Here is a 24,532-nt window from a genome sequence, read left to right as displayed (position 1 = left end):
TATTTTATGGAGCAGTCGAGCGTAGGTTACCCATTGTTGCTTCTTGATAATGAGACTCTGGCCTATATACTGGGAGACGGGGATTTCCGGTTTGCAAATCTGACGTTTGATGAAGCGAAAGCTATTCTGGATATGAATGCGGAAGAGGATATTGCCAAATGCTTTGAAGACAAGGATTTGGAGAATGCCATTTACGAATATCTGGGAATTGAGCGCAGGACGTTCGAGTACCGTCCGGTCAGGCAGATGAAGGTAGGTCAGGATGGAATTGCATTTAAGCTGTACATTACACCATCCGGCACACAGCCGATCATTTTGGGGGAAGAAGGAGAGCAGGCTAAAAAAATTAAGAATGTGTACATATATTGTCAGCATGTTGTAAGATTAAAATAACGTAACAGTTCAGACGGCGGAAAAATCAGTGCAAAGGCGGGCGTTAAGCTTGCTTATAAGACCGTTTTTGCACTGATTTTTACATCGGATGGAAATCCGATGCTTCTTGACCGGCTTTTTCGGTCAAGAAGATAAGCCGTATGAACTGTTACAAAATAGCCGTTCAGGCATGACAAAAGGGACCGTACCGTGTATAATGACAGCATAAGATATGATAATCGGAGGAATTACGAATGAGACGATATCAGAAATATTTGCTGGTCATGACAGGGGCGGTCCTTTTTGCGTACGCCGGCGCCGCCGGAACGGCTGTGTATGGTCAGACGGATGGACGCTTGACTGGACAGGCCATGGTGGGAATAAACGGAAAAGGGGAGACAGGTCCTGGAATCGGCCTGAAGGATATCAACACAGAGGCGTCCGATAAGGAGCAGGAACTTATGGGAAACATACCGGCCGCCTCGGAAACGGACAGTCTGATCCTGGTGGTGGGACAGGGGGAGGCGGATATCAGCCTTTCCTATCATACGAAGGATGATAAGGGTATCTGGACGGAAGAATTTGTGACTGCGGGGAGATATGGAAAGAACGGAGCGACGGGCGATAAGAAGGAAGGGGATAAGAAGACTCCCCTCGGAACGTACCGTTTTACCATGGCCTTTGGCGTGAAGGAAAACCCGGGCAGTATTCTGCCGTATCACCAGCTGACGGATACCGATTACTGGGTGGATGACCCTGGCAGCAGCCATTATAACCAGCTGGTGGATTCCAGCAGCACAAAAAAAGACTGGAAGTCGGCGGAGCATATGGCCGCCATGGTTCCGTTCTACAACTATGGACTGGCGCTCGACTACAACAGTGACCGCGTGCCTGGGAAGGGTTCCGCCATCTTTCTGCACTGCATGAATGGAGCGGCTGACACCGGAACCTCGGGCTGTGTCAAGGTGTCCGAGGAGTACATGAAAAAGCTGGTGACGAGCGTCGATGAAGAGACCAGGATTGTCATTGTTTCCGATATCAGCCAGTTGGAGCAGGAGTAATGGCGTGAGTCTTATTTCCGTTTTGACAAATTTTTAGAAATCATGCGTAAGGTATCCATGCGTTTCCGTTCGGCGGGGCTCATTCCCCCGCTTAAGATCGAGACGAGCAGCTCCGTCTCCTGATCGGAAAAATGGATGCCTTTTTCATTGGCCTTTAAATTGAGAGTGAGGATCGTGGACATCAGCTGTTCCTTCGGCGCGGATTCCACCTCCTGGGCGAATGTAGTCAGCAGCTCAAGTTTCTGTTGGTCCATGCCTTTTAAGCGGGGATCCTGTTTCCAGTTGGTATTCATAGGGCGGTAAACTTCCTTTCTTTGTATGTAGCGGTGAATTAGTTCATCTGCTGCATGGCAGACATCATGAGCTGCATGGTCTCCAGACGGGACTGCTGCTCCTGAGGAATAAAGTTCTTGATCTGATCGAAGGACATGCGTCCGAACGGTCCGCCGGAGCGGTGAGGAGGCGGTGTCTGTGACTGTGCCTGCCTGGCCGTATTTTCAGTGGGCTCGGGATCCGGTACCATGGACCCGGGAACCGCGTCGGATACTGCTCCTGCCAGCTTAAAGCCCTGGAAAAAGTTCATAATCAGATCGATTAAATCCTGTTCTGTCGGTGTACCAAACGGTTTGATGGCGCCCAGCATATCGATGGGGGAAGCCGGCTTCTCGGTGTCTTCTCCTGTGGAGCAGATGCCCATGGCAGCCACCTCCTCGTCCTCAAACAGCTTTACGGTGCGGCGAAGCTCATTGAATTTGACAAAGAGAGAGATAAAACGCTGCTCGGTCACGCTCATATAGGGGAGGGCGGCCTTCATCATCTGTAAATGGTTATCACCGATTAAGGAATCCAGGTCAACTGGCTGGGAATTTTTTTCGTTGTTCATAACATGATATCCTTACTTTTCTTGTTGACAATATATGCGGCCGCATATATTAGTATTACAGGAGAGTGATAAACATGAGAAATCGTTTAATTATAGATGGCAATGCAGTATATGAAATTGACGACGAGTGCGTAAAGAGAAAACAGGGCAGAAATCCCGGCCGCGGGGGAAATGGAGAAAATCCGCTGGCCGCGCCGGGGCAGGAGAAGAATCAGAGGCGGTGATATACCGCCGCCTGCCCGGAGCGCGCATCCTGCCCGAAGGGATTTTGGTGTAACAGGAAATTGCCCTGTTACACCAAAAAAACTGCGGCCCGGAATATCCGGACCGCAGTCTTTATGTTTTGTGGAAATGTTTTCTCTGCATGTATTAGCAGCAGAATCCACCACCGCCGCCTCCGCAGCAGCACAGAAGAAGGATGATCCAGATGAAATCACATCCGTTGCTTCCGCCACAGCCACAGCCGCAGTTACTTCCGCCGCCGCAGCCGCAGCCGCCTCCGAAACCACCGCCGCCGCAGCAGCACAGAATCAGGATCAACCAGATAAAGTTGCATCCACTTCCTCCATTGTTGCATTCACAGCCACATCCACATCCACAATTTGTTGCTGCCAGATCACTCATATTTGTTCCTCCAAATAAATTGTTTACACTTAAATGTATGTGACCCTGCTTGCCACTGTTTCCACATTTTTCGTAAAATTTTAGAATTCATATGATTGAACTTATCCAATACTTGTGTATAATTAGTTACAAACGGGAAAAGAGGTAGATTATATGGAGAAATTATATTATAGACGGCCCTATGTAAAATCGTTCGAGGCGGTGGTGACAGACTGCCGGACGGGGAAGAACGGCAGATTCCAGGTAACTCTGGACCGGACAGGCTTTTATCCGGAGGGCGGCGGTCAGCCCGGAGATACCGGAAGCCTGGGATCCGTGAAGGTACTGGATGTCCATGAAAAGGCGGGGGAGATTATTCACGAGACCGACGGACCCATAGAGGCAGGGACAGCCGTTACAGGTACCATCGATTGGGAGAGGCGGTTCGGATACATGCAGAACCATTCGGGAGAACATATATTTTCGGGACTGGTACATAAAAAGTATGGGTTCGATAATGTGGGATTTCATATGGGAAGCGAAGAGGTGACCGTTGACTTTAACGGAGTGCTCACGGCGGAAGAGCTGGAGGCGGTAGAAAATGAGGTCAACCGGAAAATCGCAGAGAATCTGCCGGTTCTGGAGCTGTATCCAACCGCCGGGGAGCTGGACGCCATGGAGTACAGAAGCAAGAAGGAGCTGACCGGACAGGTGCGTATCATCGAGATTCCGGACGGCGATGTCTGCGCATGCTGCGGCACCCATGTCATGACCACCGGAGAGATCGGCATCTTTAAGATCACCGGCATGATTCACTACAAAGGCGGTATCCGGGTTTCCATGCTCTGCGGTATGGACGCCCTTAAGGATTACCAGAAGAAACAGAAGACGGTGACGGAGCTGTCCGTGCTGCTTTCAGCCAAGCCGGAGAAAGTCACGGAAACCGTGGAGAAGTTAAAGAGTGAAAGCGGTATGAAGGATGGGAAGATCAACCAGCTGTATCAGGAACTGTTTGCGGCCAGAATGGAACAGCTTGAGCGCAGCCAAAAGCCTCTGGCGGTATTCGAGGAGGGGCTGGCGCCGATTCAGCTTCGCCAGTACTGCACCATGCTCTATGAGGGCGGCAGAGGAAGCGTGGTCCTGGTCTGCTCCGGTACGGAAGGCAGCTACCAGTATGCGGCAGGAAGCAGCAGTTCCGACATGCGGGAATTGAGCAAATACTTAAACAAAGAATTAAACGGAAAAGGCGGCGGAAGCTCCCTGATGGCCCAGGGTACCTTTCAGGCAGCGAAACAGGAGATTCTGGAAACATTTACAGAACGGGTAAAGGAGTAAATTTATGGAATTAAATGACAGCAACATAAAGAAGCTGCGATGGCTTATCGTATTTACCGTGGCGGTTGTAGTGATCGGCGTGAACTACCGGCGTGTTTTTGCGGTGTTTATGATGATTTTCGGGTTCATCTCACCGTTTTTACTGGGCGGAGTCATGGCGTTTATCTTAAACGTCCCCATGCGCAGGATTGAGAAATTGCTTCCCATGAAGGAAAATAACAGACTGCGCCGTCCGATCGGCCTGGTTCTTACCCTGTTGTTTGTGGTAGGTCTGCTGCTTTTAGTTATTTTCGTCGTTATGCCACAGCTGTTCGAGACATTTATGAGTCTGCAGAACAGTATACCGGTCTTCCTGGCAGGGGTGAAGAAGGGAGCGGAAGACTTATTCGCCCAGAATCCGGAAATCCTGGATTATATCAATGGAATCCAGATTGACTGGAAATCCTTCTCCGAGGATGTGATCGGATTTCTCTCCTCAGGAGCCAGCACAGTGCTGAATTCAACGATCACAGCGGCGGTCTCCATAGTCAGCGGCGTGACCACATTTGGAATCGCCCTGGTATTCGCGATCTATATTCTGCTTCAGAAGGAGACGCTTTCGGCTCAGATGAAGAAGCTGATGCGGGCGTTTCTGCCGGACCGGGTCACGGAAAATATTTTGTCAGTTGCAGATCTGGCATACAATACATTTTCCCACTTCCTGACCGGTCAGTGCCTCGAGGCGGTGATTCTGGGAACCATGTTCTTCATCACGCTGTCCGTTCTGCGGCTGCCCTATGCGCTGTTAGTCGGAGTGCTGATCGCGTTTACCGCGCTGATTCCCATATTCGGAGCGTTTATCGGCTGCGTGATCGGAGCGTTCCTGATGCTGATGGTGAAGCCGCTCGATGCACTTCTGTTTGTGGCGGTGTTCTTTATCCTTCAGCAGATTGAAGGAAATTTAATCTATCCCCATGTGGTGGGCAACTCGGTGGGACTTCCGTCCATCTGGGTCCTCGTTGCGGTTACCATCGGCGGCAGCGCTATGGGAATCGCCGGCATGCTGATCTTTATTCCGCTTTGTTCGGTTCTGTATTCTCTGCTCCGCGGAACGGTTTACGCGAGACTGGAAAAGAAAAATCAGGAGCAGAAAAAGAACCGTGGAAAGGCGCAGCCGCAGCCGGAGCCCGGACGTGCAAAATGATAAAGCAGCCGGAAGCAGAACGATAAAATCGGTCTGCTTCCGGCCGCTTTATCCGGCAGGCTTTTCATACACGGGCCAGGTTTTATTCCCCCTGATACATGTACTTGATCAGGCGGTCTGCGTCTTCCGGCTCATGGGCTACGAGTTCGATGCTATGTAACCATACCATTTCTTACGTCTGGATTATAACAACGTTTTTCCGGGATACATGGTGAAAAGATTCCGAAAATGCCGGTTAGCCGGTCACTTTTATGTATAATAAGAACAGAAAATACGCATTGGAAAGGAAAGAGTGATGAAAAGAATCCGCGCATACGGGATTATTCCGGGCGAAATGGAGCCGGGACCCCTTAATAAGATTACCGATGTTGCAGGCGTGACGGTGGGCCATGCCACCGTGAATACAGCGGAGCACAAGACGGGAGTCACGGTGATTCTGCCGTGTGAAGACAACCCTTATAAAAACAAGCTGACAGCCGCCGCCTACATCCACAACGGCTTCGGAAAGAGCCAGGGGCTGGTTCAGATGGAAGAACTAGGTACGTTAGAGACATTTATCGCATTGACCAATACGCTCAATGTGGGCAAGGTGCATGACGCGGTGGTCGACATGATGTCGGAGCAGTGTGAGCGGGAGGGAATCCAGGTAACCACCATCAATCCAGTGGTGGGAGAGTGCAACGATTCCGGCTTAAATCTGATAAAAGAGCGGATCATCGGTTTAGAGGAGGTTCGGACGGCGGTCCGGGAGGCGAAACGGGATTTTGAAGAGGGCGCTGTCGGTGCCGGAACGGGAACCGTCTGCTTCGGCTTAAAGGGCGGTATCGGTTCCGCATCCAGGCAGTTTCCGCTCGGAGGAAAGACGTATACGGTTGGTGCGTTGGTGCAGTCGAATTTTGGCAGCACGAAGAATTTAATGATCTGCGGGGCGATGGTGGGAAGAGAACTGGAGAAGAAGACGAAGCCGGCTTTGCTGGACCGGGGATCCATCATGACTGTAATTGCGACAGATTTGCCGCTCTCCGACCGGCAGTTAAAGCGGGTGATTAAGAGAGCCGGAGTAGGGCTCAGCCGGATCGGATCCTTCATGGGACACGGGAGCGGCGACATAATGATCGGTTTTACGACGGCAAACCGGATTTCGGAAGAGAGGGAACCGGAGATCCTGACCATCCGGATTTTAAAAGAAAGCCTCCTGGACACGGCCTTTACGGCCGCGGCGGAAGCTGTGGAAGAAGCAGTATTAAATTCACTGGCCATGGCGTCGACAACAGTCGGCTATCAGGGGGAGATACGATACTCCCTGACGGACTTATGGCTGTCAGGACTCAGCACCGCGGATCTGGCAGCGGCAGATTCGATAAATTAATCGAAATCAACGTGGTAGTTCTTGTCCGCTATATGGATATCGATGCTGCTTAAGTTAAAGTTGTCCTCAAAAATCTGAAGTCTGTATTCAAAAAATGTATCATCCGTCTTCTTAGAGAAAAAGACGTAGGCACCCGGTTCCCTGTTTTCGATCTCGTCGCAGATTTCATTGTAAATTTCTTCTCCGTTGGCAGGGAACGGGCAGCCGGAGTTTTTGATCGTATCTTCGATGGTTCTGTATAATTCTTCCATAATAAAAATCCTCTCAATATTTATATTCTTGAATTTATGCTCTTGAATTTATGTTCTTGGCCCGCGCCTGCCTGATGTCGTCCAGAAGCAGTGCGGAAATGCGCAGATTGCCGCGGCCGCATCCGATGTCGATATCCGGCTTGTTGGCCCCGTGAAAGTCGGAGCCGCCGGTGGGGAACAGACCGTATTTGACGGCCAGTTTCTTGAGCTTTCCGCTTTCGTACTGATTGTTGGACGAGTGGTAGACTTCCAGGCCGGCCAGTCCGTCTTCTTTTAACGAAGCGACCAGTGCTTCCAGCCTTGCATCGCCGAGATGGTACTGGTATGGATGGGCGAGGACCGGAGACGCTCCGCAGTCGGTCAGGATCCTGAGCGCGTAGGAGGGCTCGATGGTCTCTTTCTTTGGACACCAGCGGCCGCCGTATTTTAAATACTTTTTAAATGCCTGGTCCATGGAGGAGACATATCCTTTTTCCATCAGGACGCGGGCAAAATGGGCCCTCGTGATGACCGTATCGGGATTGCCGGCGGTAAGCTCTTCCCTGGTCAGTACCATGCCGTTCTCCGAAAAACGGCGGATCATCTCGTCATTGCGTTTTTCACGGAGTATGAGGAGACGGTCGGTTTCCCGGAGAAACGCGGGATCATCCGGATTTACATACAGTCCCAGAACGTGGATCTCTTCGCCCTCATAGTGGCAGGAGAGCTCGATGCCGGGAATGATTTCGATGGGAAGGCCTAGGGCGGCCTCCATAGCTTGTGGGATGCCGGCAATGGTGTCGTGGTCGGTCAGAGCGATGGCGGTAAGCCCTTTTTCCACGGCCAGAGCGACGACGGCGGCCGGGGATAGCGTGCCATCCGAGGCATTAGAATGAACGTGCAGATCGATGAGTTCCATGAGTTACCTCCAATTTGAAATACTTTAGTAATACTATAGTAACATGTTTTTTACGTTCTGTAAAATGTTGAAAAACGACGAAAAATAATTAAGAAAATTCATAAATTTGTAATAGCATTTCCCACAAAGTATGGTATACTACTCAATGTAATATACACTATCATGTGAAAAGGTGAAATAGATGAGTCAGACAGGCAACAGACAGAGTGGAACATCAAGATCTTATTCCTCTCAGGGAACACGGAAGACAGGAACGGGAGCTTCCAGAAAGACAAGCCAGGGAAGCAGGGGCCAGTCCTCAAGATATAAGAGTTCCTACCAGCCGCGGGGCGGTTCGGGAAGGGGGTCAAAGCGGAAGAAGCGTCCGCAGTATGATATCACGAAGATTCTGCTGGGGATCATTATCGCGGTGGTTGCCGTGATCGTGATTATGGCGGCAGTGAAGTTCGTAGGAAGCAGGCCTGCCGAGGTGGAGACGGGCGAGACGACGAGCCAGCCGGAGCCGGAGCTTAAGAAGGAGGTTTCCGTAGACGGGATCTCCATCACCGGAATGTCCAGAGAACAGGCGAAAAAGGCGATTCTGGACAAGTATGAGTGGGGCATGAAGATTACGTATAAGGATGATACGTATGAGGTCGCCGATTTGCTGGAGACGAAGGTGGATACCCTTTTAGGCGATATCTATACGGGCGAACCGAAGGAAAGCTATACCCTGGATATGAACGGACTGGACGAAGCGGCCGCGGAAGAGGCCAAAAAGGCCGCCGCCAAGTGGGACGTGAAGGCCAAGAACGGTTCCGTATCCGGTTTTGACAAGGAAGCAGGGAAGTTTATCTACTCGGGAGAGCAGAATGGTCTGGTGATCGACCAGGAGAAGCTGGTTTCCGATATTCTGGCTCAGTTAAAGGATAAAAATTTCAGCGCTGTGATTGAAGCTACCGGCAAGGAGACGGCTCCAGAGATCACGGAGGCACAGGCCAAGGAGTTGTATCAGGTGATTGGAACCTATACCACCACAACCACGGCTAACAAGGACAGAAACAAGAATATCGAACTGGCTGCCGAAGCGCTTAACGGCCTGATCTTACAGCCAGGCGAGGAGTTTTCTTTCAATAAGGCCACGGGAGAGCGTTCCGAGGCCAAGGGGTATCGGCCGGCCGGTGCCTATGTAAACGGCGAATTGGTGGAAGAGCCGGGCGGCGGCGTATGCCAGGTTTCCTCCACGCTCTACAACGCAGTCATTTTCTCCGGTCTTACGACGACAGAGCGCCATGCGCACAGCTATGAGCCCTCTTATGTAACGCCGGGCGAGGACGCTATGGTAAGCTTTGGCGGACCCGATATGAAATTTATCAACACCTCTTCGACGGCAATTGCCCTCAGAGCCAGCTTTGCAGACAGGAAGCTGAAGATTTCCGTTGTAGGAATCCCGATTCTGGAAAAGGGAGTTACACTTTCCATGACCTCCAAGAAGACAGCGGAACTGGATGCTCCGGCGCCGGTTTACGAAGAGGATCAGACCCTTCAGCCGGGAGAAGAGAAGATTGTCAAGGCAGAGACAAAGGGAAGCCGCTGGGTGACGAATATGGTGACGAAAAAGGACGGCGTTGTGGTAAGCGACGAGTTCTTCCACAACAGCACATACCGCGGCAAGCCCGCAACAATCAAGCGCAACACATCAGGCGTGGTAGTCCCTGCCACGGATGAGTCTTCTTCAGGAGGCAGCACCATCGCCACCTCGGAGGGAGAGACATCACCTTCCGGAGGAACGGATACTCCGGCGCCGACAGCGCCGACCCAGCCGACTACGGCCCAGCCCGATACGGTACCCGGACAAGGGCCGGGAGAGCAGCCGACATCGGCACCACAGCCAACCACGACCCAGGCGGTACAGCCGGAGGGGCCGGGCGGAAACAGCTCGGGACAGAACGTAGTTCCTCCGAGTCCGCTGAGTTAAAGGACGATTTATGGACCGGATAAAATTTTTATCCGGTCCTTTTACTGGCCTAAAAACGACAGGCAGCCGCCTGCAGCGGGCAGTTCCCGGTGTTTCGCGGAATTGTTCCTAAAATAGTACGTAATTTTCCATTTTTCTTATTTGCAATTTGTTAAATAATTGTTATAATAGTAAACAGGTCACTATCCCTTCGGGGAACCAAACTATACAATATTCACATTTGTAGGAGGAAATCAAAAATGGCAAGAAAAATGAAAACCATGGATGGTAACCACGCAGCAGCACATGCATCGTATGCATTTACTGATGTAGCGGCTATCTATCCGATTACCCCATCCTCACCTATGGCGGAAGCTTCAGATGAATGGGCAACCGACGGAAGAACCAATATCTTCGGTCATACAGTACAGATTACAGAGATGCAGTCTGAGGCAGGTGCAGCAGGTGCTGTTCACGGATCCTTATCTGCAGGTGCGCTGACCACCACCTACACAGCATCCCAGGGTCTGTTATTAATGATCCCGAACCTTTATAAAATCGCAGGCGAGCAGTTACCGGGTGTATTCAACGTTTCCGCACGTGCAGTTGCGAGCCATGCTTTATCAATCTTTGGTGACCACTCCGACGTATACGCATGCCGTCAGACCGGCTGCGCAATGTTATGCGAATCCAGCGTTCAGGAAGTTATGGATTTAACTCCTGTTGCACATATGGCAGCTCTTGAAGGAAAAGTTCCGTTCATCAACTTCTTTGACGGTTTCCGTACATCTCATGAGATCCAGAAGGTGGAGACCTGGGATTACGAAGATTTAAAAGAGATGGTTGACATGGACGCAGTGGACGAGTTCCGTCGTCATGCATTAAATCCAAACCATCCTTGCCAGAGAGGTTCTGCTCAGAACCCGGATATCTTCTTCCAGGCAAGAGAAGCATGTAATCCATATTACGAAGCATTACCGGCTATCGTTCAGAAATACATGGACAAGGTCAATGCTAAGATCGGTACCGATTATAAGCTGTTCAACTACTACGGCGCTCCGGATGCAGAGCACGTAATCGTATCCATGGGTTCCGTAAACGATACAATCGAAGAGACCATCGACTACATGGTAGCACGGGGACAGAAGGTTGGTGTTGTGAAGGTTCGTCTTTACAGACCATTCTGCGCAGACGCTCTTGTTGAAGCAATCCCGGATACCGTTAAGACGATCTCCGTATTAGACAGAACAAAAGAGCCAGGATCCCTTGGCGAGCCGTTATACTTAGACGTAGTGGCAGCTTTAAGAGGAACCAAGTTCGATCAGGTTAAGATATTAACCGGACGTTACGGCTTAGGCTCCAAGGATACAACACCGGCTCAGATCGTTGCTGTATTCGATAACGAGACAAAGACACCTTTCACCATCGGCATCATTGATGATGTTACTCATTTATCTCTTGAGACAGGTGCTCCGCTGGTTACTACTCCGGAAGGAACAACCAACTGTAAGTTCTGGGGTCTTGGCGCCGACGGTACGGTAGGTGCTAACAAGAACTCCATCAAGATCATCGGTGACAACACGGATATGTACGCGCAGGCTTACTTCGATTATGACTCCAAGAAGTCTGGCGGTGTTACCATGTCCCATTTGCGTTTCGGACATAAGCCGATTAAATCTACCTATTTAATCCATAAGGCAAACTTCGTAGCATGCCACAATCCGTCCTATGTACGTAAGTACAACATGGTTCAGGAATTAGTGGACGGCGGTACATTCTTACTGAACTGCCCATGGGATGCAGAAGGCCTTGAGAAGCATTTACCTGGACAGGTTAAGAAGTTCATCGCTGATCACAACATCAACCTCTATACCATCGACGGTGTTAAGATCGGTATCGAAACCGGCATGGGCCCGACACGTATCAACACAATCTTACAGTCCGCATTCTTCGAGCTGACAGGAATCATTCCTGCTGAGAAGGCAAATGAACTGATGAAGGCAGCTGCAAAGGCTACCTACGGACGTAAGGGCGAAGATGTTGTTATGAAGAACTGGGCAGCGATCGATGCAGGCGCTAAGGGCGTTGTTAAGGTAGAGGTTCCGGAGAGCTGGAAGTCCTGCGGAGACGAAGGTCTTGACATGACTCACGCAACCACCGGCCGCAAGGACGTTGTAGACTTCGTTAACAACATCCAGGCTAAGGTCAGCGCTCAGGAGGGCGATTCCTTACCAGTATCCGCATTTACAGAGTATGTAGACGGTTCCACACCATCCGGTTCTTCCGCGTATGAGAAACGTGGTATCGCTGTTAATATTCCTAACTGGAATCCAGACAACTGTATCCAGTGTAACTTCTGTGCATACGTTTGTCCTCATGCAGTAATCCGTCCGGCTGCCATGACAGCTGAAGAGGCTGCACAGGCTCCAGAAGGAACAAAGATGCTTGATATGACAGGCATGCCTGGCTACAAGTTCTCCATGACAGTATCCGCTCTTGACTGTACCGGATGCGGCTCCTGTGCGAACGTATGTCCTGGCAAGAAGGGCGAGAAGGCTCTTACCATGGTCAACATGGAAGCAAACTACGCAGAATCTCAGAAGGTATATGACTTCGGTCAGACTCTTCCGATCAAGCAGGAAGTTATCGACAAATTCAAACCTACCACTGTTAAGGGAAGCCAGTTCAAACAGCCATTACTTGAATTCTCAGGCGCATGTGCGGGCTGTGGCGAGACTCCTTACGCAAAATTAATTACCCAGTTATTCGGTGACAGAATGTACATCGCCAACGCAACCGGATGTTCTTCTATCTGGGGCAACTCTTCACCGTCCACACCTTACACAGTAAACGAAAAGGGACAGGGTCCTGCATGGTCCAACTCCTTATTTGAAGATAACGCTGAGTTCGGTTACGGTATGTTATTAGCTCAGAACGCGATCAGAGACGGCTTAAAGGCAAAAGTTGAGTCCGTTATGAACTCTGAAGCAGCTTCTGAGGAAGTGAAAGCAGCATGCAAGGAATACTTAGATACCTTTACATGCGGCGCAACCAACGGTGCTGCAACCGATAAGTTAGTTGCTGCATTAGAAGGCTGTGACTGTGAGACCTGCAAAGCCATCGTGAAAGACAAAGATTTCTTAGGAAAGAAATCCCAGTGGGTATTCGGTGGTGACGGCTGGGCTTACGATATCGGATTCGGCGGTGTTGATCACGTTCTTGCAAGCGGCAAGGATATCAACATCATGGTATACGATACAGAAGTTTACTCCAACACAGGCGGACAGGCTTCCAAGGCTACCAAGACAGGCGCTGTTGCACAGTTCGCTGCCGGCGGTAAGGAAGTTAAGAAGAAAGACCTTGCAAGCATCGCAATGAGCTATGGCTATGTATACGTAGCACAGATCTCCATGGGTGCTGACTATGCACAGACCGTTAAGGCCATTGCAGAGGCAGAGGCTTATCCGGGCCCGTCCTTAATCATTGCTTACGCTCCATGTATCAACCATGGTATCAAGAAGGGCATGAGCAAGGCTCAGACAGAAGAGAAACTGGCTGTTGAGTGTGGATACTGGAATAACTTCCGTTTCAACCCGGCTGCTGAGAAGAAATTCTCTCTGGACAGCAAGGCTCCGACAGGAGATTATCAGGAATTCTTAAAGGGCGAGGTTCGTTACGCTTCCTTAGCTATGAAGAATCCTGAGAGAGCAGCTGATCTGTTCGCTAAGAACGAGGCAGATGCGAAGGAAAGATATGATTATCTGACAAAGCTTGTTACACTGTATGGTGATAAATAAGATTTGAAGGACTGCGCCCGGGCGGTATGCCCGGGCGTTTTTTTTGACACGAAAGAAGTCCTATATTTTGGGCGGATCCGGCGGATATTTTGTGTAATGTGATAAATTTCACGAAAATGGAAAAATACGGGGTAAAATGGAAAAATTTCGCTTGCAAATTCTTCGCACTGCGTGTAAATTATGTTGATGTAGCATCATGCTTTTGTGGTGCGGTGAACAGAAAATCTGAATAAACAAGTGAGGACAGAAAACGATGGCAAAGAAGCAGACAAAGGATATGACAACCGGCTCGCCGATGAAGCTTATATTGAGCTTTTTGATTCCCATGCTGTTCGGTCTGCTGTTTCAGCAGCTGTATAATATGGTTGATACCATTATCGTTGGAAAGTATCTGGGCGTGAATGCGCTGGCGGCGGTGGGATCCACCGGCTCGATCAATTTTATGATTATCGGGTTCTGCGTCGGTGTATGCAGCGGCTTTGCGATTCCGGTGGCACAGAAGTTCGGAGAGAAGAACGAGGTCGCGCTCCGGCGGTTTGTCGCCAATGGAGGCTGGCTGGCTTTGATCTTTGCGGTCGTGATGACAGCCGTGGTCTGTGTGCTGTGCAGGAATATCCTTATCTGGATGAATACGCCGGCGGACATTATCGATGGGGCATACTCTTACATTTTTATTATATTTTTGGGAATACCGGCTACATACCTTTATAATATTCTGTCCGGAATTATCCGGTCTCTGGGGGACAGTACCACGCCGCTTATTTTTCTGCTGATGTCCTCTATTATGAATATTTTCCTGGATTTCTTTACGATTCTCGTCCTGCATATGGGCGTGGCGGGAGCCGCATGGGCGACGGTGATATCTCAGGGCGTCTCCGGCGTTCTCTGCCTGCTCTACATGAGAAAGAAGTTTACGATTTTAAAAATGCAGGGGGACGAGTGGAAGCCGGATAAGAATGCCATGATGACGCTGTGCGGCATGGGAATTCCCATGGGACTTCAGTATTCCATTACGGCCATCGGAAGCGTTATCTTACAGACCGCGGTCAATTCCCTGGGTTCGGTGGCGGTTGCATCTGTCACGGCCGGAGGAAAGATCAGTATGTTTTTCTGCTGCCCCTTTGATGCCATGGGAGCCACCATGGCTACCTATGGAGGCCAGAATATCGGAGCCAGAAAGCTGGACCGTATCGACAAGGGGATCAAGTCCTGTATTATCATCGGTGCTGTCTATTCGGTGATTGCGCTGGCCGGGCTCTGGCTCTTCAGCGATGTGGTGGCTTTGCTGTTTGTGGATACGGGGGAAGTGGAGATTTTAGCGAATACGAAGCAGTTCCTGGTTGCCAACAGCCTGTTCTATTTCCCATTGGCCCTCGTCAATATCGTGAGATTCATGATTCAGGGGCTGGGTTATTCGAAATTTGCCATCATCGCGGGAGTCTGTGAGATGGCGGCGCGGTCCTTTGTCGGATTCTGTCTCGTTCCGGTGTTTGGATACGCAGCTGTATGCTTTGCCAATCCCATCGCCTGGGTGGCGGCGGATCTGTTTCTGCTTCCGGCCTATCGCCATGTGATGGGGCGTCTGCGCAGGCTTATGGGCAGAAATAATCAAAATGGGGACGCAGTTACGGCCTCTTAGAAAATATTTTACATAATTTAAGATAAATTTGCTCCGGTACAGGCACTGGGAAGATAAGGTGGAATAAACTTAAAGTATAATAAACATAAAAGAGGGGCAATATGGACACTTTATCTTATATGCAGAATGATGAAGATACACCCGTGATTCCGCTGCCAAACCCAGGCGAGGGCGGACCGGTACCGGATGGAGAAGACGAGAGAAATTTCCCGGTAGCTCCGCTGCCGAATCCAGGCGAAGGCGGGCCGATTCCTGATTTTGACGAGAGCCAGACTCCGGTGATTCCGCTGCCAAACCCCGGAGAGGGCGGACCGATTCCAACGTTTCCCGAGAGACCGAACAATGGCATCTGGGGTTCGATCATCACCGTTTTCCCGAGACCGATCATTCCCTGTTACTTCTGCAATACCACTCAGTACGGCGTCGTACGGTTCTTAAATGCCGCCGCCGGATATAATCCATTCATAATTTACATCAACAATCAGATGGTGGTAAACGGTCTGGACAACGCGGAGGTCAGCCAGTACGGCCGCGTATCCGCCGGCATGCAGACCGTCACCGTATCGGGACAGAACGGCTACGTCTACATCCAGAAGCAGATCAACGTTCCGTTAAACGGTGCAGTTACCGTAGCCATCATCAATACGAATACCGGCCTGGATTTAATGGAGATCACGGATATGAACTGCAACGGCGGAGTGAATACAGGATGCTTCCGTGTATGCAACTTATCCAATACGAACCGCAGCGTCAACGTCACCCTGAACGGCGGCGCGGTTACCTTCCGCAATGTGAATTACCGCGAGGTGACCAGCTTCCGATATCTGCCGGCCGGATACTATACGGTTTCCGTCTCCAACAGCTCGGCGTTTGCGGGAAGCCCGCTTCTGACCTCCAATATCTATATCAGAGGAAATGTCTCCTATACACTCTATGTGTTTAACTGGAACAATTCTCAGGATGCGATCCGGATTCTGATTGTGGAAGACAGACGAAATTAATGGATGACTCCTGTTACTGTTTTTTTTGCACCTCCGGTTGACAAACCGGGGGTGTTCGTGTATACTGAGTGTATTAGATGTATTAATACAGTATAGGAGGTGCCATATGATTCTGCTGGATTACAAAGACCGCAGGCCGATTTACGAGCAGGTCGTGGAAAAGCTGCAGGACCTGATGATATGCGGTGTTCTGGAACAGGACAGCCAGCTTCCGTCGGTCAGGAGTCTGGCCACGGATTTGTCCATTAATCCCAACACGATACAGCGGGCTTACGCGGAACTGGAACGACGCGGCTTTATTTACTCCGTAAAGGGGCGGGGAAGCTTCGTATCGGATACGAGTTCCATCAGGGCTCTAAAGGTGAGCGAGCTGCGGAAAGAGCTGGGCGGCTGGCTCTGTGAGGCGAGGAACGCAGGGGTGACGGAAGATAAGGTTCACTGCTGGGTTGCTGAGGACTGGAAGGGACAAAAATCTATGGTAAGGGAGGAAGAGCAGCGTGATAAAAGCGGAGAATCTGACGAAACGGTTTGATGATATGATTGCCGTGGATCATATTAATGCAGAGATTAAGGACGCCTCCGTGTTCGGTTTAATCGGGACGAACGGGGCGGGGAAGAGCACATTTTTAAGGATGATGAGCGGCGTTTTAAAACCCGATGAGGGAAGCGTCACGATCGATGGGAAGAATGTATTTGAGAGGGAGGACGTCAAGCAGCGGTTCTTCTACATATCGGATGAACAGTATTTTTTCAGCAATGCGACTCCGCTGGAGATGATGGAGTTCTACAGCCGTGTCTATCCGAAGTTTGATAAGACCAGATTTCACAAGCTGCTGTCTGGTTTCGAATTAAACGGCAGGAGAAAGGTCAATACATTTTCCAAGGGTATGAAGAAGCAGCTGTCTGTGATCTGCGGAATCTGTGCGAATACGGATTACTTATTCTGTGACGAGACGTTTGACGGCCTGGACCCTGTGATGAGGCAGGCGGTGAAGAGCATATTTGCAGGCGACATATCGGAGCGGAATCTGACTCCTATTATTGCTTCCCATAATCTGCGGGAGCTGGAGGATATTTGTGACCATGTGGGACTTCTTCACAAGGGAGGAATCCTGCTGTCCAGGGATTTGGATGATATGAAACTCAATATTCATAAGATTCAGTGCGTATTGAGAGAGGGAATGGACGCGGATGATTTAGTGGCATTCGACCGGCTTAAGACGGAGCGGAGAGGAAAGCTTATAACCATCACCGTGAGGGGAAGCCGGGAAGAGGCAGAAGCTTTGATGGAGTCCTATAGTCCGGTATTTTATGAGATTATTCCATTGTCCCTGGAAGAGATATTTATCAGTGAGACGGAGGTGGCAGGATATGACATCAAAAAACTTATTCTTTAATCTGATGAAAGAGGACTTGAAGCGGCGCCTCTGGGCGGTGGCGCTCACCTTCTTAACCTTCTTCTTTGCGATGCCGGTGGCTACGGCTTTGAGTCTCAGCGGCAGCAGAAACATGGAGGAAACGTACTACGGCCTGATGTATGGCGCCCGGTCGATCCTCGGCTTTCAAAATGGATTCATAGCAGTGATTATCGTGCTGCTGTCACTGATTCTGGGCGTGACCAGTTTTTCCTGGCTGCATTCCAGAAAAAAAGTGGATTTCTACCACTCGCTTCCGGTAAAGCGTGAAAAGCTGTTTTTTGTGAATTATCTGGACGGAGTGCTGATCCTGTTTTCTACATATGCGGTCAATTTACTGCTGGGCATACTGGTTGCCCTGTTGAACGGAATCGTCCCCGGGGATATCGTTCCGGAGGCTTTGGGGGCGTTTGGCTTCCTTTTGCTTCACTTTATCATGCTGTATTCCGTGACCGTGCTGGCCATGGTGATGACCGGCAATATTTTGGTGGGAATCCTGGGAACCGGCGTGTTCCATCTGTATTTTCCGGCGCTGCTCCTGCTTCTGGATGCGCTGTATCAGGAATTCTTTAAGACCAGCTATAACGGCGGAAGCAGTATCACATACAGGCTGCTCGATAAATGCTCTGCGCTGACGCTGTATATCAGCAACTATTCGGCATTTATGGATGGGGCGAAGAGCGGAAGCCTTGTATTAAGGATCTGCGCGGTGATTCTCGTTATCGCGGCGATAACGGCGGCAGCGGTTCTGCTTTACCGTGTGAGAGGTTCGGAGGCGGCCGGAAAGGCGATGGCGTTTAAGGTAAGCCAGCCAATCATCCGCATTCCGATTGTAATCCTCTCCGCACTCTGCGGCGGACTGTTCTTCTGGTATCTGCATGACAGTATCGGATGGGCGGTGTTTGGACTGATCTGCGGCCTGCTGCTGTCGCACTGTATAATCGAAATCATTTACCACTTTGATTTCAGGAAGCTGTTCTCCAGCAGGATTTCCATGGCGGTGTGCGCACTTGCCGCGGCGCTGATATTCTGTGGGTTCCGCTTTGACTTATTTGGCTACGACAAGTACATTCCGAAGCAGTCGGATCTGGAATCCGTGGCAGTCTCCCTGACGAATATGGAATACTGGGTGGACTACGGAAGTGCGAAAATGGACGATGAAGATGAGTATTACTGGGATTACGAGTCTTCCGACACATACATCTTCTCCCGTATGCAGCTCTCCGATATGGACACGGCGCTGGATCTCGTCTCAGAGGCGGTCAGCCAGGTGGAAAAAGAGAAAAAGCGTCAGTATCAGTGGGATTCTGAGGATAGAGATCATTACGTCAGTTTCTCGGTGAAGTTTAAACTGAAGAATGGCAGAGAAGTGTACCGTTCCTATGCTGTTTACGGTGATGAGGAGTACGATCTCATCAGGAAGATCTATGACAGCCAGGATTACCGCATGGCGGCTTATCCGGTGCTGGAACAGACTCCGGAGAATACCGGAAAGATCAAGGTAGTACAGAACAGCTGGACCAGAGATGTGACACGGGGCAGCAGTAAAGAGGGAATGGATTACGTCGATCTGATACTCCGCACCTATCAGGAGGAGATGGCGGGCCTGACTTCAGACGTGATGGAGCAGCAGAATCCGATCGCCCAGATTCAGTTTATGACTGATATACAGGTGCAGGCGGAAAAATCAAAGGAAAAGAACGGTTATTCCTGGAGATACAACAATGTGATGGACAGAGGCTACTACCCGGTATACCCGTCCTTTCAGAAGACCATTGGACTGCTGGAGGACTGCGGCATCAGGCTGACTACTGTGACCGATGCGGGCGAGGTGATAAGAGCCGATATTGATCTCTATCAGCTGGCGAAGAAGGACGACTCGAGATACTACGATAAGGATATTACTTCTCAGCTTACGGTTACGGATAAAGAAGAAGTGGCAGCTCTGATGGAGACGGCTAGGCTGGAGGATTATTCGAATATGAACCCGTTCAGTGAATGGGATGACCGGATCACATTTGAAGCGGTGGTGAAGGGCAGCAGCGGGCAGATCAGCCACGATTACAGCATCCGCAAAGCAGATATGCCGGAATTCTTAAAGAAGGAGTCGGAGCGTTTTAACAGAGAAGTGGAAACAGTCTCTGATTGACTTTTTCCTCCAATGACGATAAAATAGTAAGAGTGACAAGTCAAAGGAGGAACTACGTATGGCATTTTTGGAAGAATTGGGAAAGACCCTTACGGATACCGGTAAAGAAGTGGCCACAAAGGCAAAGGCACTTACGGAGACGATACAGTTAAAGACGCAGATCAGCACGGAGAAGACGAAGCTGGAGGAAGCCTATGCCGCCATCGGACGGATTTATTACGAATCCAACCGTGAGCCGGAAGAGGCCTATGCCAAGGTATACGATGCTGTTAAGGCCTGCAGGGAACGGATAGCAGCCCTGGAGATTGAACTGACCCAGAGCGAAGGCAGCCGGATCTGTGCAGTCTGCGGCGCAAAGGTTCCGAAGGATTCCTTATACTGCGGCAAATGCGGTGCTTCGATTAAGGAAGAAGCGGCGGAAAGCGAAGACGTGGATGCTGCTGCGGAAGAACAGGCGGCTTCTGAGGAAGAAGCAGAGCGCCCGGCAGGCGTTCCTGCTGCGGAAGAGGATGCATTTGTTCCGACGGAAGAGTATTAAACATAATTAAAAAGAGTGAAGGTATCAGGAGTGCTGTGCGGGGGACCGTATGGCACTCTGTTTTTTGTTACGGTTTGCGGCCCCTTTGTCCGCTCCCGCCAGAACAGACCGGACGGCGGGAGCGGACAAAGGGGCCGCGAACCGTAACCTGTTTTTTACATTTTTCCTAAATTTTGCAAACAGGTATGTAAATTTCAAGTAAAGTGTGGTAGACTAAATCCGATTCTAAAGAAATGAAGTACGATGAGGTACAAAGGAGATCCGCCATGAAGGCATATGGGAAACGGCTGGGGAAGATTGTGATTCTGGCAGCTGTTTTAAATTTTTTGATCGAGTTTATCAGCAGGAAGTCGTTTGCAGTGCTTTTGGCCTATGTGTTGGAAAGTCCGTTGGTCTTCCTTTTGAATACATGCATTATCGCCCTGCCGTTTACGGTGCTGTTTCTTACGAGGCGCAGGGTGTTTGGGGCAATCGTGCTGTCGATTGTCTGGCTGGGAATGGGAGTCGTGAACGGAATACTCCTGATTTTTCGGACGACTCCGTTTACGGCGGCGGATTTCAGGCTGATCAAGTACGCGGCCAATATTGCGACCACGTATTTCACCTGGATGCAGCTGGTTATGATAGCGGCGGCCCTGGTGGTGGTGACGGTATTCTGCGTGTTTGTGTGGCGGATTGCACCGGTCAGCCGGGAAAAGGTCAATTACGTCAAGGGCACGGCGGTTGTGGGGATCAGCGCGGCGGTGGTTCTGGGACTGACGACAGCTGCCATGAACACCGGGCTGGTGGCGGTGCGTTTCGGCAATATCGGAGCGGCGTTTCAGGCATACGGGTTCCCCTACTGCTTTGCCAATTCCATGTTCAACACGGGAATCTCCAAGCCGGAGGACTATGGTACGGAGACGATCGAGGTGATTAAGGCGGAGGAGCTGGTTCCGGAAAATACATATGCGGTCTCGGCCAGTACGAAGCCGAATGTCATTATGATCCAGCTGGAGTCCTTTTTCGACCCGCTTCTGTGGAAGAAGAATCCGGTGACGGGCAATCTTAAATCCGGTACGGGGGAGGACTACGATCCTATCCCATTTTTTCACCGTCTTCAGAAGAGCTATCCACACGGATATTTAAATGTGCCATCCGTTGGGGCGGGCACAGCCAATACGGAATTTGAAGCCATCACCGGGATGAATCTGGATTTCTTCGGACCGGGAGAGTATCCCTATAAAACCGTGCTGAAGAAGACCTCCTGTGAGAGCGTAGCCTTCGATTTAAAAAATCTCGGATATACGGCTCATGCCATCCATAACAATGAGGCGACATTCTATGACAGGAACAATGTGTTTGCCCAGATCGGATTTGATACGTTTACGCCCATTGAGTACATGAACAATATCGAGAGAAATCCGGCCGGTTGGTGTAAGGATAAGATCCTGGTCAAGGAGATCATTAAGACGCTGGATTCCACAGAAGGACCGGACTTTATCTATACCATATCGGTTCAGGGTCACGGAAAGTATCCAGATTTTGAGTATTACTGTGAGCAGATTAATGAGATGGATGATTTTATCCGTTCTCTTGTCAATACGCTCCGCACGCGGGAGGAACCGATCGTGCTTGTCATGTATGGTGACCATCTTCCCAGTTTCGAATGGACGGAAGATGAGATGATCAACAAATCCCTGTACCAGACGGAGTATGTGGTCTGGAACAACATGAATCTTCCGAAGAAGAAGGTGGATGTGGAGGCGTATCAGCTGGCCGCCCACGTGCTGGATATGCTGGGGATTCATGAGGGAACCATGATGCGGTTCCATCAGAACTATCTGGATGGCGGCATGGAGGATGAGGAGACGTATCTGGCCGATATGAAGGCGCTGGAATACGATATCCTGTACGGAGACAGGGAGGTGTATGGCAGGGAAAATCCCTACCAGACCACAGATTTACAGATGGGAATCGATCCCATCACCATTGATGATATTGTGTATAACGATTCCAATATTCTGGTGTACGGCGAGAATTTTACACCGTATTCCAAAATCTGCCTGGACGGAAAGGCGGTGGAGACCACATTCGTGTGGCCGGAACTGATCATTGCCAGGAATATTCCGGAGAAAAAAGTCACGGATGCTGATATTACGGTTTGGCAGATCGGAAGGGACAAGATTCCGCTGGGAGAGGGAGTCAGGGAAAAGGGGAAAGGATCATGAGCGACAACAGGGAATTGAAGGCAGTGTGCCGGGCATTTGAGAATAATGGAAATATACCCAGGGAGTATACCGGCTTTGGCAGAGATATATCACCGGGGTTTGAGTTAGAGAATCTCTGTGACAATGCGGTTTCGATTGCCGTGATTATGGATGATCTGGATATCCCGTTTATCCCGGCTTATAATCACTGGCTGATCTGGAACCTTCCGGCAATGGCCGTGATTCCGGAAAATATCCCCTGTGGAGCGGTTGTAAAAGAACTGGGAAATGCCGTGCAGGGGCGCGGGTATGGAAAAAACAGATACCGGGGACCGAAGCAGCCTGTTTTTGTAAGGAATACGCACAGATATGTTTTTCGGTTTTACGTCCTTGACTGCCTTCTTCCGCTGGAGGGAACTGCGGGAAAAAAGGAGCTTCTGAAGGCGATGGAAGGGCATGTGCTGCAAAAAGGAGAGCTGTGCGGGAAGTATAAGCGGGGGATGTAGGAGAGGAAACAGGCTGGAAATTGGTCGAAGATCAATCTGTTAAAAAAAGAATGCCTGAAGCAAACCCAGGGATCATACGTTGATCCGGTCTGCTTCAGGCATTCTTTTTATTGCGATTCCACTGATTACAAGGCATTCCGTATTTAAATTTTAATCAACTCGTATTCCTTATTTCCAAGACCGATTTTTACACCGTGTTCTACTGCGGTTTTCCAGTTGGTATCCGGGTGAACGTCTGTGAAGTGGTCGTGGTGCTCGCTGCCGTGCTTTTCCAGAATGCTTCCCGCAATAACCGGCTGGCTGTTGACGGCGTCCACACAAGCCATATCGAGGGCCACCGGATCGAAGGAGGCGAACATGCCGACATTGGGAATAATCGGGATATCGTTCTCGGAGTGGCAGTCACAGTTTGGCGAGACGTCTGTAACGAGGCTGATATGGAAGCAGGGACGGTCTTTCACGACTGCATACGTGTATTCCGCGATCTTGCAGTTTAAGATGTCGTTGGACTCATCACAGTCTGTCTCCACAGCATCCACCGGACAGACTCCGACACAGCGCCCGCAGCCGACACAGCGATTATGATCGATAGAGGCCTTTTTCTCCTGGAAGGAGATGGCTCCGTGCGCACAGTTTTTCTCGCAGGCGTGACAGCCGACACAGGTATCCTGCGCGACGTGGGGCTTCCCGGCGTTATGCATCTCCATCTTGCCGGCGCGGGAACCGCAGCCCATGCCGATGTTCTTTAAGGTGCCCCCGAAACCGGTGCTCTCATGGCCCTTGAAATGGGTCAGGGAGATGAAGATATCGGCATCCATGACGGCGCGTCCGATCTTTGCTTCCTTTATGTAGTCACCATCGATGGGCACCAGAGCCTCATCGGTGCCCTTTAAACCGTCGGCGATCAGAACGTGGCAGCCGGTAGAGAAGGGGGAAAAACCGTTCTCGTAAGCGGTGTCGAGGTGATCCAGAGCGTTCTTGCGGCTTCCGACATACAGCGTGTTGCAGTCGGTCAGAAACGGTTTTCCGCCGTTTTCACGAACCAGGTCTGCGACGACCTTTGCGTAGTTTGGACGGAGAAAAGATAAGTTGCCCAGTTCTCCAAAATGAATCTTGATTGCCGCGTATTTGTTCTGAAAATCAATCTCCTCCATGCCGGCAGTTTTAATAAGCCTCTTTAGCTTCTGCGGCAGATTTTCTGAAAATGTGGTGTGAAAATTCGTATAGTAAACCTTTGATTTATCCATGTGCACCTCCTGTGCGTGATTGATAAAAATTTCCATTTAGATATTATACTGTAAATGGGTGAGGAGTTCAAGATGTTTTCTTTGTTTCCGTAACTCCGCAGCAAAGGCCGGCGGAGGCTGAACTGTTACACTCCGCAGACAGGATATTGAATTATGGAAA

General features: G+C 50.2%; 23 protein-coding genes. 17 read left to right on the top strand and 6 right to left on the bottom strand.

Features of this window, described 5'->3' with window-relative positions; all coding sequences use genetic code 11:
• The first annotated feature begins 6 nt into the window (after positions 1-6).
• Positions 7-393 (top strand): hypothetical protein, encoded by a 387-nt coding sequence (locus H8S75_RS08745; RefSeq protein WP_002600082.1) that lies wholly within the window; start codon positions 7-9, stop codon positions 391-393.
• A 233-nt stretch (positions 394-626) separates the two neighbouring features.
• Positions 627-1,433 carry a L,D-transpeptidase family protein gene (locus H8S75_RS08740; RefSeq protein ID WP_187020819.1) on the top strand — a complete coding sequence of 269 codons (807 nt, stop codon included), beginning with the start codon at positions 627-629 and terminating at the stop codon, positions 1,431-1,433.
• An 11-nt stretch (positions 1,434-1,444) separates the two neighbouring features.
• On the opposite strand, the gene H8S75_RS08735 is transcribed toward H8S75_RS08740, so the two are convergent.
• Complete coding sequence (locus tag H8S75_RS08735) at positions 1,445-1,726, bottom strand: hypothetical protein (protein ID WP_187020818.1); 282 nt, start codon at positions 1,724-1,726, stop codon at positions 1,445-1,447.
• 38 nt (positions 1,727-1,764) lie between these two features.
• Positions 1,765-2,316 (bottom strand): hypothetical protein, encoded by a 552-nt coding sequence (locus H8S75_RS08730; protein WP_055655798.1) that lies wholly within the window; start codon positions 2,314-2,316, stop codon positions 1,765-1,767.
• A gap of 74 nt (positions 2,317-2,390) precedes the next feature.
• Here H8S75_RS08730 and H8S75_RS08725 point away from each other — a divergent pair, with 74 nt between their 5' ends.
• Complete coding sequence (locus H8S75_RS08725) at positions 2,391-2,540, top strand: hypothetical protein (RefSeq protein ID WP_167437694.1); 150 nt, start codon at positions 2,391-2,393, stop codon at positions 2,538-2,540.
• A gap of 145 nt (positions 2,541-2,685) precedes the next feature.
• On the opposite strand, the gene H8S75_RS08720 is transcribed toward H8S75_RS08725, so the two are convergent.
• Complete coding sequence (locus tag H8S75_RS08720) at positions 2,686-2,940, bottom strand: keratin associated protein 6-2-like protein (RefSeq protein ID WP_081034236.1); 255 nt, start codon at positions 2,938-2,940, stop codon at positions 2,686-2,688.
• 153 nt (positions 2,941-3,093) lie between these two features.
• Here H8S75_RS08720 and H8S75_RS08715 point away from each other — a divergent pair, with 153 nt between their 5' ends.
• The 4 genes from H8S75_RS08715 to H8S75_RS08700 all read left to right on the top strand — a co-directional run bounded on the left by H8S75_RS08715 (position 3,094) and on the right by H8S75_RS08700 (position 6,806).
• Entirely contained in the window at positions 3,094-4,254 is a 1,161-nt protein-coding gene (locus H8S75_RS08715) for an alanyl-tRNA editing protein (RefSeq protein ID WP_187020816.1), read from the top strand.
• Between the two features lie 4 nt (positions 4,255-4,258).
• On the top strand, positions 4,259-5,437 hold the full coding sequence (locus H8S75_RS08710) for an AI-2E family transporter (protein ID WP_187020814.1): 1,179 nt from the start codon (positions 4,259-4,261) through the stop codon (positions 5,435-5,437).
• Entirely contained in the window at positions 5,427-5,597 is a 171-nt protein-coding gene (locus tag H8S75_RS08705; protein WP_187020812.1) for a hypothetical protein, read from the top strand. Before H8S75_RS08710 ends, H8S75_RS08705 begins: the two co-directional genes overlap by 11 nt.
• A gap of 135 nt (positions 5,598-5,732) precedes the next feature.
• Complete coding sequence (locus H8S75_RS08700; RefSeq protein ID WP_187020811.1) at positions 5,733-6,806, top strand: P1 family peptidase; 1,074 nt, start codon at positions 5,733-5,735, stop codon at positions 6,804-6,806.
• Here H8S75_RS08700 and H8S75_RS08695 read toward each other — a convergent pair.
• On the bottom strand, positions 6,803-7,057 hold the full coding sequence (locus H8S75_RS08695; protein WP_187020809.1) for a hypothetical protein: 255 nt from the start codon (positions 7,055-7,057) through the stop codon (positions 6,803-6,805). The two genes, H8S75_RS08700 and H8S75_RS08695, sit on opposite strands and share 4 nt — an antisense overlap.
• 34 nt (positions 7,058-7,091) lie before the next feature.
• The gene (locus H8S75_RS08690) at positions 7,092-7,955 is read right to left on the bottom strand and encodes a PHP domain-containing protein (protein WP_187020807.1); all 864 of its coding nucleotides are present in this window, start codon (positions 7,953-7,955) and stop codon (positions 7,092-7,094) included.
• Between the two features lie 181 nt (positions 7,956-8,136).
• Here H8S75_RS08690 and H8S75_RS08685 point away from each other — a divergent pair, with 181 nt between their 5' ends.
• The 10 genes from H8S75_RS08685 (at position 8,137) to H8S75_RS08640 (ending at position 23,125) form a co-directional block, all read left to right on the top strand.
• Positions 8,137-9,912, top strand: coding sequence for a VanW family protein (locus H8S75_RS08685; RefSeq protein ID WP_187020805.1), 1,776 nt, complete (start codon positions 8,137-8,139; stop codon positions 9,910-9,912).
• Positions 9,913-10,151: 239 nt separating this feature from the next.
• Positions 10,152-13,688: a pyruvate:ferredoxin (flavodoxin) oxidoreductase gene (gene nifJ, locus H8S75_RS08680; protein WP_187020803.1), complete on the top strand. Its 3,537-nt coding sequence runs from the start codon at positions 10,152-10,154 to the stop codon at positions 13,686-13,688.
• Between the two features lie 253 nt (positions 13,689-13,941).
• Complete coding sequence (locus H8S75_RS08675) at positions 13,942-15,327, top strand: MATE family efflux transporter (RefSeq protein WP_187020801.1); 1,386 nt, start codon at positions 13,942-13,944, stop codon at positions 15,325-15,327.
• 101 nt (positions 15,328-15,428) lie between these two features.
• On the top strand, positions 15,429-16,328 hold the full coding sequence (locus H8S75_RS08670) for a DUF4397 domain-containing protein (protein ID WP_187020799.1): 900 nt from the start codon (positions 15,429-15,431) through the stop codon (positions 16,326-16,328).
• Between the two features lie 106 nt (positions 16,329-16,434).
• Positions 16,435-16,860: a GntR family transcriptional regulator gene (locus tag H8S75_RS08665; protein ID WP_187020797.1), complete on the top strand. Its 426-nt coding sequence runs from the start codon at positions 16,435-16,437 to the stop codon at positions 16,858-16,860.
• On the top strand, positions 16,826-17,725 hold the full coding sequence (locus H8S75_RS08660; RefSeq protein WP_187020796.1) for an ABC transporter ATP-binding protein: 900 nt from the start codon (positions 16,826-16,828) through the stop codon (positions 17,723-17,725). Before H8S75_RS08665 ends, H8S75_RS08660 begins: the two co-directional genes overlap by 35 nt.
• A complete protein-coding gene (locus tag H8S75_RS08655) occupies positions 17,700-19,892 on the top strand; it encodes a DUF6449 domain-containing protein (RefSeq protein ID WP_187020794.1) in 2,193 nt (730 codons plus the stop codon). Before H8S75_RS08660 ends, H8S75_RS08655 begins: the two co-directional genes overlap by 26 nt.
• A 58-nt stretch (positions 19,893-19,950) precedes the next feature.
• On the top strand, positions 19,951-20,430 hold the full coding sequence (locus H8S75_RS08650) for a zinc ribbon domain-containing protein (RefSeq protein WP_002600062.1): 480 nt from the start codon (positions 19,951-19,953) through the stop codon (positions 20,428-20,430).
• A gap of 266 nt (positions 20,431-20,696) precedes the next feature.
• Complete coding sequence (locus H8S75_RS08645; RefSeq protein ID WP_187020792.1) at positions 20,697-22,640, top strand: LTA synthase family protein; 1,944 nt, start codon at positions 20,697-20,699, stop codon at positions 22,638-22,640.
• On the top strand, positions 22,637-23,125 hold the full coding sequence (locus tag H8S75_RS08640; protein ID WP_187020790.1) for a YbhB/YbcL family Raf kinase inhibitor-like protein: 489 nt from the start codon (positions 22,637-22,639) through the stop codon (positions 23,123-23,125). The genes H8S75_RS08645 and H8S75_RS08640 overlap by 4 nt, the downstream gene beginning before the upstream one ends.
• Positions 23,126-23,268: 143 nt before the next feature.
• Here H8S75_RS08640 and H8S75_RS08635 read toward each other — a convergent pair whose 3' ends face one another.
• Entirely contained in the window at positions 23,269-24,372 is a 1,104-nt protein-coding gene (locus H8S75_RS08635) for a DUF362 domain-containing protein (protein ID WP_187020788.1), read from the bottom strand.
• Between the last annotated feature and the right edge of the window lie 160 nt (positions 24,373-24,532).

Origin of the sequence: Hungatella hominis (assembly GCF_014288005.1) — a bacterium.
Taxonomy (GTDB): domain Bacteria; phylum Bacillota; class Clostridia; order Lachnospirales; family Lachnospiraceae; genus Hungatella; species Hungatella effluvii.
The sequence above is the reverse complement of the archived record's forward strand: the minus strand, read 5'-3'. Positions and strand labels throughout refer to the sequence as shown.